Annotated in this window: 11 protein-coding genes; 6 read left to right on the top strand and 5 right to left on the bottom strand. The window is 33.8% G+C overall.

The annotated features are described in order from the left end of the window. Nucleotide 1 precedes the first annotated feature (1 nt). The 4 genes from BLV84_RS00055 to BLV84_RS00040 are packed head-to-tail and all read left to right on the top strand — an operon-like array spanning nucleotide 2 to nucleotide 3,904. A complete protein-coding gene (locus BLV84_RS00055) occupies nucleotides 2-682 on the top strand; it encodes an SDR family NAD(P)-dependent oxidoreductase (protein ID WP_093237639.1) in 681 nt (226 codons plus the stop codon). Nucleotides 683-691: 9 nt separating this feature from the next. Next, nucleotides 692-1,297, top strand: a complete 606-nt coding sequence (locus tag BLV84_RS00050) for a SprT-like domain-containing protein (protein WP_093237636.1) — start codon at nucleotides 692-694, stop codon at nucleotides 1,295-1,297. 7 nt (nucleotides 1,298-1,304) lie between these two features. After that, the gene (locus BLV84_RS00045; protein WP_093238736.1) at nucleotides 1,305-2,387 is read left to right on the top strand and encodes a mannose-1-phosphate guanylyltransferase; all 1,083 of its coding nucleotides are present in this window, start codon (nucleotides 1,305-1,307) and stop codon (nucleotides 2,385-2,387) included. A gap of 2 nt (nucleotides 2,388-2,389) precedes the next feature. Continuing rightward, complete coding sequence (locus tag BLV84_RS00040; protein WP_093237633.1) at nucleotides 2,390-3,904, top strand: DUF389 domain-containing protein; 1,515 nt, start codon at nucleotides 2,390-2,392, stop codon at nucleotides 3,902-3,904. A 68-nt stretch (nucleotides 3,905-3,972) separates the two neighbouring features. Here BLV84_RS00040 and BLV84_RS00035 read toward each other — a convergent pair whose 3' ends face one another. After that, the gene (locus tag BLV84_RS00035) at nucleotides 3,973-4,737 is read right to left on the bottom strand and encodes an ABC transporter ATP-binding protein (RefSeq protein ID WP_093237630.1); all 765 of its coding nucleotides are present in this window, start codon (nucleotides 4,735-4,737) and stop codon (nucleotides 3,973-3,975) included. Between the two features lie 7 nt (nucleotides 4,738-4,744). Continuing rightward, nucleotides 4,745-5,482, bottom strand: a complete 738-nt coding sequence (locus BLV84_RS00030) for an MlaE family ABC transporter permease (protein WP_093237627.1) — start codon at nucleotides 5,480-5,482, stop codon at nucleotides 4,745-4,747. 118 nt (nucleotides 5,483-5,600) lie between these two features. On the opposite strand from BLV84_RS00030, the gene pafA reads away from it, so the two are divergent. Then, nucleotides 5,601-7,223 (top strand): alkaline phosphatase PafA, encoded by a 1,623-nt coding sequence (gene pafA / locus BLV84_RS00025; protein ID WP_093237624.1) that lies wholly within the window; start codon nucleotides 5,601-5,603, stop codon nucleotides 7,221-7,223. Here the strand turns inward: pafA and BLV84_RS00020 are convergent. From BLV84_RS00020 to gcvP, 3 genes are all read right to left on the bottom strand, one after another. Beyond that, entirely contained in the window at nucleotides 7,215-8,063 is an 849-nt protein-coding gene (locus BLV84_RS00020) for a glycosyltransferase family 2 protein (protein WP_093237621.1), read from the bottom strand. The two genes, pafA and BLV84_RS00020, sit on opposite strands and share 9 nt — an antisense overlap. A 3-nt stretch (nucleotides 8,064-8,066) precedes the next feature. Then, entirely contained in the window at nucleotides 8,067-9,125 is a 1,059-nt protein-coding gene (locus BLV84_RS00015; RefSeq protein WP_093238732.1) for a 3-oxoacyl-ACP synthase III family protein, read from the bottom strand. Between the two features lie 165 nt (nucleotides 9,126-9,290). Further along, nucleotides 9,291-12,137 (bottom strand): aminomethyl-transferring glycine dehydrogenase, encoded by a 2,847-nt coding sequence (gcvP, locus tag BLV84_RS00010; protein WP_093237618.1) that lies wholly within the window; start codon nucleotides 12,135-12,137, stop codon nucleotides 9,291-9,293. A 102-nt stretch (nucleotides 12,138-12,239) separates the two neighbouring features. Here gcvP and BLV84_RS00005 point away from each other — a divergent pair, with 102 nt between their 5' ends. Then, nucleotides 12,240-13,052, top strand: coding sequence for a UbiA family prenyltransferase (locus tag BLV84_RS00005; RefSeq protein WP_093237616.1), 813 nt, complete (start codon nucleotides 12,240-12,242; stop codon nucleotides 13,050-13,052). Nucleotides 13,053-13,509 lie beyond the last annotated feature (457 nt).

Raw genomic sequence — 13,509 nt, 5'->3', positions numbered from 1 at the left:
AATGAAAACAGTTGTTATTACAGGAACTAGCCGAGGAATTGGTTACGAACTTGTTCGTCTTTTTGCAGATGCTGGTCATTATGTTTTTGCTTTATCCAGGAACTTTCAACCTATTAAGGATTTAAACTTGCCTCATGTTGAAAGTTTGGCTTGCGATTTAACAGATGAAAAGAATTTATCTGAAGTCGTTCAACACATTCTTAACAAAAAATCAAAAATTGATATTCTCATTAATAATGCTGGTCAGTTTTTAAAACAAGATTTTAAAAATACCGTGATGAAAGATGTTAAGTCTGTTTATAAAACAAATGTTTTCGGCGTTTTCGGCTTAACATCTCATTTAATTGAACATTTTTCTAATCCAGCACATGTCGTCACCATCAGTAGCATGGGAGGCGTTCAAGGAAGTGTGAAGTTTCCTGGATTGGCAGCCTATAGTTCAAGTAAAGCAGCAGTGATTACATTAACAGAATTACTCGCTGAAGAATATAAAGAAACTGGTATTTCATTTAATGTTTTGGCTTTAGGTGCTGTGCAAACTGAAATGTTAGCCGCTGCCTTTCCTGGTTTAGAAGCTCCTGTTTCTGCACATGATATGGCAGATTATATTTTTGATTTTGCTCTAAAAGGTCACCGTTTTTACAATGGTAAACTTCTGCAAGTTGCCAATAGCACACCATAATCTTTATAAATGCAGCAAACGCTTCTGAAATATATTCCTTCAAGTGCTGTCACTTCAGTTTCTGAATTGATAAAAACCTATAATGTTCATCTTAAAATCGTTAAGGATAGACAAACTAAACATGGCGATTATCGCATGCTTCCAAGTGGTAAACATCAAATTACAGTCAATTATAGTTTAAATCCTTATCGATTTTTGATGACGCTTATTCACGAGATTGCACATCTAATCGCTTTTGAAACATATGGTCATCGTATTAAGCCACATGGGGTGGAATGGAAGTACGTTTTTCAGAAATTGATGTTGCCTTTGATCAATCCAAAAGTTTTTCCTGATAGCTTATTACCAGTTTTAGCTAAGCATTTTAGGAATCCATCAGCAAGTAGCGATACTGATCCTTATTTGTCAATAGCTTTGAAGAAATATGATTCGCATAACGAAAAAAACTATATTTTTGAAATCCCAATAGGAAGTCTATTTACGGCTGCTAATGGTCGGGTTTTTAAGAAAGGAAAAAAACTCAGAAAGCGTTATGAGTGTTTGGAAATTTCTACCAAAAAAATATATGTTTTCCAACCCAATGCTGAAATAGAATTAATTAAAACAAAAAATTAGAAGGATGATGAATCCAAAAAATAAATATGCTGTGATAATGGCAGGAGGCGTAGGCTCTAGATTTTGGCCTGTGAGTAAAACCTCTCACCCAAAGCAATTTCATGATATGCTTGGCACCGGGAAAACACTGTTGCAACAAACTTACAGTCGTTTAGCTAAATTTATTCCTGAGAATCAAATCTTGATTTTGACGAATGATATTTATGAGGATCTTGTTTTGGAACAAATTCCTAATCTTGAACCACATCAACTTTTTTTAGAACCTGCTATGCGAAATACAGCACCTTGTATTTTACTGGCAGCACTTAAAATTCATAAACTCAATCCTGAAGCTGTTATGCTTGTTGCACCAAGTGATCACTGGATTGAAGATGAGAAGAGTTTTGGCGAAAATTTAAACCAAGCTTTTAAAGTCGCTTCTAAGGAGAGAGCTTTGCTCACGCTTGGTATTCAGCCAACTTTTCCGAATACGGGTTATGGCTATATCGAATATGAAAAAGATAAATCTTCTGATATTAAAGACGTTGTAAAGTTTACAGAGAAACCTGATTACGGAACAGCAAAATCTTTTCTCAATCAGGGTAATTTCTTATGGAATGCAGGTATTTTTATTTGGTCAACAGCTTATATTTTAAATGAATTTCAAGAATTTCAACCAAAAATGTTTTCGCTCTTTAATGATGAAGTGTCAAAATTAAACACATTCGATGAGCGTCAGGTGATTTCAGATATTTATCCAAAAGCAGAAAATATTTCAATTGATTATGCTATCTTAGAAAGTTCAGAATCAGTTAAGTGTGTTCCAGCCGATTTTGATTGGAATGATTTAGGAACCTGGGGATCTTTGCATGATAAACTCGACAAAGATTCTGAAAAAAACGCGGTTGTTAATGCTAAAGCAATTTTAAATCATAGTTCAAACAATATTATCCGTACGGAAAAAGATAAAATTGTAGTCATCCAAAGGCTCAATGATTTTATAATTGTTGAGGATGAAAAAGTACTAGTGATAGCACCGAAATCAGATGAACAAGATATTAAAAAATTAAGACAACAGGCGATTGAAAAATTTGGTGATGCAATAGGTTAAAAATGGAAGAAGACAAAAACAGAAAGAATTCGGGACAAGCAGCTGGAGATGAGTCAAAAGAGTCTCAAAAAAGCCAGGATGATTCTGCTCAGCAAAAATCTGATGATGAAAAGTCGACAGATAATGTGAAGCAGAATGCCAAAAAAACTTATGGGAGCATCAGAAATTATCTTATTCATTTATTAGATATACGAGATGAAACCGATCGTGACTCAACGATGGAAGCTATCATAAAAGATATTCCTTTTCGTGGTCACAATGCTTGGATTTTAGTTTTTTCGATTATTGTCGCTTCTATTGGTTTGAACGTAAGTAGTACAGCAGTCGTTATCGGAGCCATGTTAATTTCTCCATTAATGGGACCAATTGTAGGTTTAGGTTTTTCGGTTGCTATTAATGATATTGACACCACACGCCGATCTTTGATTAATCTTGGCGTGATGGTTGGTTTAAGTGTTGTCACAGCTTTTCTTTATTTTCAATTATCACCATTAACTGAGTTAACACCAGAGCTTGAGGCCAGAACGGAGCCGACTATTTTAGATGTGATTGTTGCTATTTTTGGTGGTTTGGCTTTGATTATTGCTAAAACCAAAAAAGGAACAATTGCCAGTGTTATTTTTGGTGTTGCAATTGCTACGGCTTTAATGCCGCCATTATGTACAGCAGGTTACGGTCTAGCAGTTTGGGATCTAAGTGTTTTCGGTGGAGCGATGTATTTGTTCACAATTAATACAGTTTTTATTGCATTATCTACATTCGTGGTTTCTAAGGTTTTAAAATTTCCATTGGTCAGATATGCCAATTCGAAACGTCGTAAATTTATCGCACGATCAACTTACTTCATTGCTGTGATTGCTATTATTCCGAGTATTTATTTGTTTTATAAATTACTTCAAGAGTCTTATTTTGATCAAAGTGCTAAACTTTTTGTTACTGAGGAATTAGCGAGCACAGGAAATAATGGCTTCTTTTTGCAAACAAATTCAACACATATTGAATACAATAATGGTGATAACTCTTTAATTGAAGTAGCTTTCTTGGGGAAAGAAATTCCCGAAGAAGTGATTAATATATGGAAACAAAAATTGAGGACTTACGAGAATTTAAAAAATACAGATTTGAGAATTTTACAAAATTCAAATTCCGATAAATTTAATGAGTTTAGGTACATGGTTGAACTTAAGCGTCGTGATTCTCTTGACCTTATTGAGAAGCAAAACAAAATTGCGGCCTTAGAATCAGAACTTCAAAAAGTATATATCAAGAAAGTAGATTTGCCATTTGCGCAAATAGCTCAAGAAATCAAACTAAATTATGACGAAGTGAATCGTGTTTCATTTTCTGAAATATTGACATCTAATTTTGAAAAGATTGACACCATCCCGAGCTTTCAGATTGTGGTTAAAGATAGTATGTCTGTTGAAAGTAAAAATGAATTAGCCTCTAAAATTCAGAAATGGCTAAGCTATAAGCTAGAAACAAAAAACTTAAAAGTTGATGTTTCTCTTCCTTGATATTGATTTTTCAGGTTTTTAAATGATGTCTATTTAGGATCCAGAAAGACTCGATTAAGAGAAAAAACTTAATAACCTTTTTGCTGTGCAACTCTAACTTTTTTGAAAAGATTAGAAGAATAAACGAAGCTAATCAGGTCTTTATTATCTGCATTATGAATAATTTTGTTGTTACCTTCCCATTCAATAATGCCACCTTGCAGATAAACAATTTTTTCACCTATCTCAAAAACTGAGTTCATATCATGCGTGTTAACAACTGTAGTTATATTGTTTTCTTTTGTGATTTCAAGAATGAGTTGATCAATAATAGTTGCTGTATTTGGATCAAGGCCAGAGTTAGGCTCATCACAAAATAAAAACTTTGGTTTATTGACGATGGCTCTTGCAATTGAAACTCTCTTTTGCATACCGCCACTTATTTCTGAAGGAAACTTATCATTTGCGTTTGAAAGATTTACACGATCCAGCACCTCAGTCACGCGGTTGTCCATTTCAGCTTTGGTCATTTTGGTAAACATGCGTAAAGGAAACATGACATTTTCATAAACTGTCATGGAGTCAAATAACGCACCACCTTGAAAAACCATACCCATATTTTTACGCAATAAAGATTTTTTTGTTTTTGTAAAATCGTTGTAAGTTTTATCATTAAAATAAATGTCTCCTTTTGTTGGTTTGTGCAAGCCTAACAGACATTTAAGAAAAACCGTTTTTCCTGAACCAGATTGACCAATAATTAAGCTTGTTTGACCAGGTTCAAAGGAAGTGTTAATGCCTTTTAAGACCTCTGTACCATCAAATGATTTATGTAGATTTTTTACTTTTATCATAATAAAATTAGCTTAATAAAATTTGTGTAATCACATAGTTTGCAACAATGATAATGACACTTGTCCAAACGAAAGAAGTTGTACTTGCTCTCCCTACTTCGAGGGCACCGCCCTTCATATAGTAACCATGAAAGGAAGGAACAGTGGCAAGAATGAATGCAAAAACAAAGGTTTTAATAAAGGCATACGCAACCTGAAAAGGAATGAAATCCTGTTGCATTCCAGTTAAAAAAGCTTCTGAGCTTAAAAACCCTCCAATCACTGCTGCTAAATATGCACCGATAATTCCAATAAACATTGATACGGCTATTAGAAAAGGATAAAAAAGCATTGCAATAATCTTAGGGAATACCAAGTAATTTAAAGAATTAATTCCCATCACTTCTAATGCATCAATTTGTTCAGTTACTCGCATAGTCCCAATACTTGATGTGATAAAAGAACCGACTTTACCAGCCATAATAATGGAGATAAAAGTAGGTGCAAATTCTAAAATAATGGATTGCCGAGCTGCATAACCTATTAAAGATTTCGGAATTAATGGATTTGATAAATTTAGTGCCATTTGAATAGAAACAACCGCTCCGATAAAGAATGAAATAAAAACAACAATCCCTAAAGAGTTTGTCATTAAATCATTTATTTCCTGAATAATTAATCGTCTAAGTACAGAGCCTTTTGTCATTTTTTTAAACAAATCTCCAAGCATCATAAAGTACTGACCTATACTCTCTATATAATTCATTTATATTTTATATCCTGAAATGAAAGTATAAAAATATGATAAAAACTTGACCTATCAATTTAACTTACTCTTTATCTTCAATATTAAAGAAATTCTTAACTTTGTATAAAAAAATAAAATGAGAAAAATCTTACTTCTGGGAATGCTGTTTATAGCAGGTTTAAATCTTCATGCTCAGAACCAAAAACCAAAATTAGTTGTTGGCGTTGTTGTAGATCAAATGCGTTTTGATTACCTCAATAAATTTGAAAATCACTACTCCGATGATGGATTTAAAAGATTAAAGTCTGGTGGTTTTGAAATGAAGAACTTACATTTTGATTATGTGCCAACTTACACAGCTCCAGGTCACACTTCTGTATTTACAGGAACCAGCCCGATGATGCACGGGATTATTTCAAACAGTTGGTTTAACAAAACAAATGGAGAATACGTGTATTGTGCTAGTGATGATTCTGTCAATCCTTTAGGTACAAAAGACAAAGCAGGAAAAATGTCACCACACAGATTATTAACAACAACTTTTGCTGATCAAAATAGATTGCATACTCAATTTAGAGGAAAAACAATTGGTGTTTCTATTAAAGACCGTGGTGCAATATTACCAGCTGGACACACTGCTAATGCTGCTTATTGGTTTCATGGGAAAGATGAAGGACATTTTATTTCAAGTGATTTTTATTTTGATGAATTGCCAGAATGGGTTCAGGAATTCAATAAATCCAAAATTGCAAAATCATACTTAAAGGAGTGGAAAACACTAAAACCAATTGAGTCTTATACGGAAAGTGGTAGTGATGAGAATAATTACGAAAACGGATTTAAAGGAAAGAAAAAAGCAACTTTCCCTTATGATTTGAAGAAGTTAAGTAAAAAGAATGGCGGTTACGATATTTTGAAAGCAACAGCTTATGGTAATAGTTTACTACTCGATTTCGCAAAAGCCGCAATAAATCATGAAAAATTAGGACAAGGAGAGTTTACTGATGTTTTGACATTAAGTTTTTCTAGCACAGATTATGTTGGCCATAATTTCGGAGTCAACTCAAAAGAGATTCAAGATACTTACGTCCGTTTAGATCTTGAAATCGCTGATCTCCTAAATTATTTAGATAAAAAAGTAGGAGAGGGCAACTATACACTTTTTCTGACTGCGGATCACGGTGCGGTTCATGTTCCTCAATTTTTGAAAGATGAGAAAATACCAGCTGGTTATTTCGATACAAAACAATTTAGAAAAGATGTCAAGTCTTTTGTAGAAGAAAATTTGGATCTTGATGCTTCAGTGATAAGAAATATCAGTAACAACCAGATTTTCTTAGACTATGATCAGTTTAAAACTTATACTGATTTTGTTGAAGTCCAAAACGAACTCAAACACTTCTTGATTCAGTATGATCAAATTGACAAGGTTTTTACCCGTGAAAATATTGAAAATAACGACATGAGCTACTCAGCTGCTGAGTTAATCAAAAGAGGCTTTAACCAAAAAAGAAGTGGTGATGTTATTTATGCGTTGAACCCTTCAGTTATTTCTTATTCTCGTAAAGGCTCAACACACGGGAGCAGTTTAAACTATGATACTCAAGCACCATTTTTAATTTACGGAGCTGGTATTAAACAAGGTCAAAGCTTCAGGAAAGCTTATATCACAGATATCGCTCCAACGATTTCAGCCTTATTAGGAACAGCAATGCCAAACGGAGCAACTGGCCATGTGATTATTGAAGCTTTAAAATAATTTAGCTTTAACGCCATTCCAACGAAGTTGACGTATAAATTTCCCTTGTTTAGCATTAACTAAATAAGGGATTTTTTTTGTTTTAGCAGAAAGAAAAGCAGAAGTAGACTTTAAAATGAAACCTAAATCTTTCTTATTGACTCCCATTTTTAATGAAGTAATCAAAGCTAAGCCAAAGTCATATCGCATTTGATGAAGCGAGACTCCAAATTTATTAGGTAGCGATTTTTTATACCGACTTCCAGTTGGCTTCAGGTGCTTGACTAATAAGCTTTCATCTGTTTTGATTTTATAACCATGATATTGACAGAGGAGTTCATCAATTGTATCCCAGCCCATTTCAGGAATAAGACCATTTATTTTTTTAAAACATCTTGCAGAATATGCTTTTAAAGCACCGCGAACATGATCTTTATTTGTCAGATTCTCTAATTGCCATTTGCCATTTTTTTCAATAGAACAGAAACCTCCAAAAATTCCTAGCTTAGCATCAGTAAGAAAAGTTTTTGACATTTCTTCTAAATAATTTTCAGGAAAAATGAGATCAGCATCGTATTTACAGACAAGATCGTAATCTATTGTTTTGTGTGCATAGCCAAACTGAAAAGCTTTGATGATTTTACTTCCAGGCTCGTGTTGTTCTGATGATTCTTTATAAACTAACTTAACTGCTGAATTTTTTTCAGCATATTCAGAAACAATTGCATTTGTTTCATCAGTTGAGTTATCATCAACAACAATAATTTGTTGAGCTGCATAGGTTTGTGTCAACAGAGAATCTAATGTTTTACCAATACTATCAGCTTCATTGTGTGCTGGTATGATAATAAGAATTTTCATCTGTTATGATCGATATGTAATCGCATTGACATTCATACCTGCTCCAATACTTGCAAACATCACGATATCACCTTTTTGAAGAGGTTCGCCATAATCACCATTCATATAAAGATTAAAAAGAGTTGGAATCGTAGCGACACTTGAATTTCCTAATTTGCTAATGCTCATTGGCATCACGCCTTCAGGCACTTTTTTATCATATAACTTAAAGAAACCTTTAATAATTGCCTCATCCATTTTTTCATTAGCTTGATGAATGAAAATTCGTTTCAGATTATTAATGTCTTCTTTACTTTCATCAAAACAAGCTTTCATAGCTTTAGGAACTTCAGTAAGTGCAAAATTATAAATCCTTCTTCCGTGCATTTTGATATAACCGCGTTCATCATGTTGATCAGGAGAATAAGATTTATTAAAAAATATGTATTTTGACTCTTTATAAGTGTGGCTGGCTGATTTATGTGTTAAAATTCCGCTTGAATCGTCTGTCGCTTCTAGTATTGTTGCTCCAGCTCCATCAGCATAAATCATAGAATCTCTATCATGCGGATCAACCACACGCGATAAAGTTTCTGCACCTATGACAAGTACGCGTTTTGCAATGCCACTATTGATAAAAGATTTTGCATGTATGCATGCTTGTATCCAGCCTGGGCAGCCAAAGATAAGATCGTAAGCAACGCAGTTTGGGTTTTTTATTTTTAAAATAGACTTGACACGTGCGCCTATGTTGGGAACCATGTCAGATTGTTGAGTTTCATGCTTAACATCACCGTAATTGTGAGCAACTATTATATAATCTAGTGTCTCTGGGTCAATACCAGCATGTGAAATTGCTTTTTGTCCAGCAATAGCAGCAATATCAGAAGTCGTTTTAGACTTATCAACGTATCGTCTTTCTTCTATGCCAGTTATATCCTTAAATTTTTGAATAATTTCTTCTTGATCTGAATCATATTCCACTTCACTAGGTGTGAAAAATTTATGATTAAGAAAATCTTTATTTTTGATAACAGTCGAAGGAATGTAACTTCCTACCCCAGTTATTTTTACGTTGTACATAGTTTTGATGTTTTCAAAGTCTTCTTCAAAATTCAACTATTTTATTGAACTTATCAATAAAATAGCCTAAAAAATCTAAGATAATTTGGTCCTATATGAGATAAGTCAAAAAAAAATGGCGACAGATTTTTATCTATCGCCATAATTAAATCAAATCTTGATTATTTAAACGTATTCTTCAACAGGAGCACAAGAACACATTAAGTTTCTATCTCCATAAGCTTCATCAACACGGCGTGTTGACGGCCAGAATTTATTTTCATTTAAATAATCTAAAGGAAAAGCAGCTTCTTTTCTTGAATAAGGAAGCGTCCACTCATCAGTTGTAATCATCGCTAATGTATGTGGTGCATTTTTAAGAATGTTCTCCTCATCATCTTTTGAGCTGTTTTCAACTTCTTCTCGAATAGAAATCATCGCATCGCAAAAACGATCCAATTCTTCTTTGTTTTCGCTTTCAGTTGGTTCTATCATTAATGTTCCAGCAACCGGAAATGAAACTGTAGGTGCGTGGAAACCATAATCGATTAAACGTTTTGCAACATCTTTAACTTCAATACCATACATTTTTGTAAAATGACGACAGTCAATAATCATTTCGTGAGCTGCACGACCTCTTTCACCTGAATATAGAGTTTTATAGTGTTTAGAAAGCTTAGCTTTAACATAATTCGTGTTCAGAATTGCGGCTTTTGTTGATGCTGTTAGGCCTTCTTCCCCAAGCATTCTGATGTAACCATAAGATATCAAGCAAACCAATGATGAACCGAATGGAGCCCCCGATATAGCTGAGATCCCTTGGTCTCCACCAACTTCAACGACTGGATTTGTCGGTAAAAACGGTACAAGTTGTTCTGCAACACAAATAGGCCCAACACCTGGACCTCCGCCGCCATGCGGAATTGCAAATGTTTTATGCAAGTTAAGGTGACAAACATCTGCGCCAATTCGGCCAGGACTCGTCAAGCCAACTTGTGCATTCATATTAGCACCATCCATGTAAACTTGACCTCCATTGTCATGTACAATTTGAGTAATTTCTCTAATTGCAGATTCAAAAACACCATGCGTTGAAGGGTAAGTGACCATTAAAGCCGCTAAGTTGTCTTTATGCTTTTCAGCTTTAGTTCTTAAATCATCAACATCAATATTACCGTTTTCATTTGCTTTGACAACAACAACTTTCATTCCCGCCATCACAGCACTTGCTGGGTTTGTACCGTGAGCTGATGAAGGAACTAAACAAATATGTCTGTGGCTTTCATTGTTTGATTGGTGATAAGCCCTAATTGTCATTAAACCTGCAAACTCACCTTGCGCACCTGAATTTGGTTGAAGCGAAGTTGCAGCAAAACCTGTAATTTCAGTTAAGTGTTCTTCTAGGTTAGTTAGCATTTCTCTATAACCTTTTGCTTGCTCTTTCGGTACAAAAGGGTGAATATTTCCCCATTGCGGGTTTGATAAAGGAAGCATTTCAGAGGCTGCATTTAATTTCATTGTGCATGACCCTAAAGAAATCATGGAATGGTTTAAAGATAAATCTTTGCGTTCAAGTTTCTTGATGTAACGCATCATAGCAGTTTCTGAGTGATAAGAGTTAAAAACTTCATGCGTCATAAATTCCGTTTGACGACCAAGTTTGTGATCAGCAATTAAATCTTTATCTATTGCTGAAACTTCTATCGATGTTTCATTTATAACGTCAGCAAATATTTCAACGATTGTTTTGAGGTCTTCATCTGAAGTTGTTTCATTTAAAGAAATGACGACAGCATCAGTGTTTGGATAGTAGAAATTCACTCTACGTTCTTCAGCTAAAGTCTTAATTTTTTTAGCATCAGCATTGATATGAATCGTATCAAAGAATAATTCATTTTCTTGACGATAACCTATTTTTTCAAGAGTGTCTGCAAGTTTGACGGTGTTTTTGTGAACTTTATCAGCAATAAACTTCAATCCTTTCGGTCCGTGATAAACGGCATACATACCAGCCATCACAGCTAAAAGTACTTGAGCAGTACAAATATTTGAAGTTGCTCTGTCTCTTTTAATGTGTTGTTCACGAGTTTGTAAAGCCATACGTAAACTACGCTCTCCATCCATATCTTTGGTCACACCAATGATTCGACCAGGAAGACTACGCTTATATTCTTCTTTTGTTGCAAAGTAAGCTGCGTGCGGACCACCATAACCTAAAGGAATTCCGAAACGTTGCGTTGTTCCAACAACAACATCAGCACCCCAGTCTCCAGGAGCTTCAAGCTTTACAAGACTCAATATGTCGGCTGCAACAGCAACTTTAATATTATTCTGGATAGCTTTTTGCGTGAATGCCTCAAAATCTCTAATCAATCCATTTTTACCAGGATATTGAAGTAAAACTCCAAAGAATTCCTCTGAAAAATCAAAATCACCAGGATCACCAACAACCAATTCAATATTTAAAGGTTCAGAGCGCGTTTCAAGAACAGCTAAAGTTTGTGGTAATACATTTTCATCAACAAAAAACTTGATGACATTATTTTTCTTTTGTTGTCTATCTCTAACAGCGTGAAGTAATGTCATCGCTTCACTTGCAGAAGTGGATTCATCAAGAAGGGAAGCATTTGCGATTTCCATACCTGTTAATTCTGAAACAACGGTTTGGAAATTAAGTAAGGCTTCAAGTCGACCTTGAGCAATTTCTGCTTGGTATGGTGTATATGCTGTGTACCATCCTGGGTTTTCTAAAATATTACGCTGTATGACAGCAGGTAAAATGGCTTCATGGTAGCCTAATCCAATATAAGATTTAAAAACTTGATTTTTTTGAGACAAATCATTAATATGACTAGCGAAATGATATTCGCTTAAAGCTTTAGGTAAATTAAGCTTTTTTTCAAGATTAATATCGTCAGGAATTGTCTCGTAAATTAGCTGGTCAAGAGATTCAACACCGATGACCTTACACATTTCTGAAATATCCTCAGGTCGAGGTCCAATGTGTCTTAGTGCAAACGATTCTGTATTCATTAGAAGCAGTTTAAAATTTGCAAGCAAAAATACATCTTTAAAAAGAAAAGATTGCTTAAAAACGATGCATTATTCGTTAATTATATATTTTAAATTTACATCGTGAATTATCTTAAAAATATATTTGACTTTTATATAAACAGCAGTACGCATGTTGCGCTTGCAATAGCTAGTTTTACTGTGCTGACATTTATTGATTTAAAAATAAAAATTGATTATCACTTAATTTCTTTTGTGTTTGCAGCAAGTGTAACAGCTTACAATTTTGTAAAATATGCTAGCATTGCAGGATTTAGAGATGTTAAGCCTACAATGCGTTTAAAGGTGATTCTGGTTTATTCGTTTTTGATTTTTCTTTACCTTATATATAGTCTATTCTTTTTAAATTTTACGACCTTACTTGTTGGTTTTGTTTTGGTTTTGTTGACACTCTTATACACTTTACCATTATTGCCTGGCTTTCATAATTTAAGAGACTTAGGTGGTTTAAAGATTTTTATTATTGCAATTGTTTGGACTGTCTGTACAGTTTTACTTCCTGTTGCTGCATCAGATGCTAGCTTTACGTTAAGCCCTCAATTGATTGCTTATTTTGTTATTCGTTTTCTTTGGGTGCTTATTCTTATGATTCCGTTTGAAATAAGAGATTTGAAAGATGATGCTATGCATTTAAATACTATTCCTCAATTAATAGGGGTGAGAGGTGCAAAACTTACGGGCTTCTTCTTTATAACTATCAGTTTTGTTCTTTTCCATTTTTTTCATCCAGATTTTAAACGTTTGCCTTTTTTGTTGATGAGTGCTTTATCAACCGTGCTATTGTTTTTTTCAACAGAAAAACGAAGTTTATATTATACATCTTTTTTGGTGGAGGCAGTTCCGATTTTATGGTTATTAAATTATTTTATATTTTAAAACATTGATTATCTTAGAGTTGTGATTTATTTCAAATTTCTTTAAAAAAGTTCATTGTTTAGATGGAAAAAGGTTGTAGTTTTGCACCCGCAATAACGCATTGCACGATCATTGAGAGAAGGGTGTTTGAGAAGGGTTTTAAGAGTTAAGATCTTTTTATTTGTTTAAGCTTTAAAAGGTTTTAAAAAAATAAAAAATTATTTTTCAAAAACATTTTGTCAAAGTAAAAATTAGTTTTACATTTGCACCCGCAAAATAACGGAACTTATCGGCAGGGATGTTGAGGGTTTATCAAGAATTTTTTAAGAAGTTCATTGACATATTGGATTGACAATTTTAGATGCTAGAGATAGTATTTAGAAGTATAATGAAGCATTAAGACTAGAAGTTAATTTTGAGTTTTTATTTGGAGAGATTTGAATAAATAGTTGTAGAGTCTATTTAAGATATTTAAAAG

The sequence above is a fragment of the Psychroflexus halocasei genome (genome assembly GCF_900107595.1).
Taxonomy (GTDB): domain Bacteria; phylum Bacteroidota; class Bacteroidia; order Flavobacteriales; family Flavobacteriaceae; genus Psychroflexus; species Psychroflexus halocasei.
The sequence above is the reverse complement of the archived record's forward strand: the minus strand, read 5'-3'. Positions and strand labels throughout refer to the sequence as shown.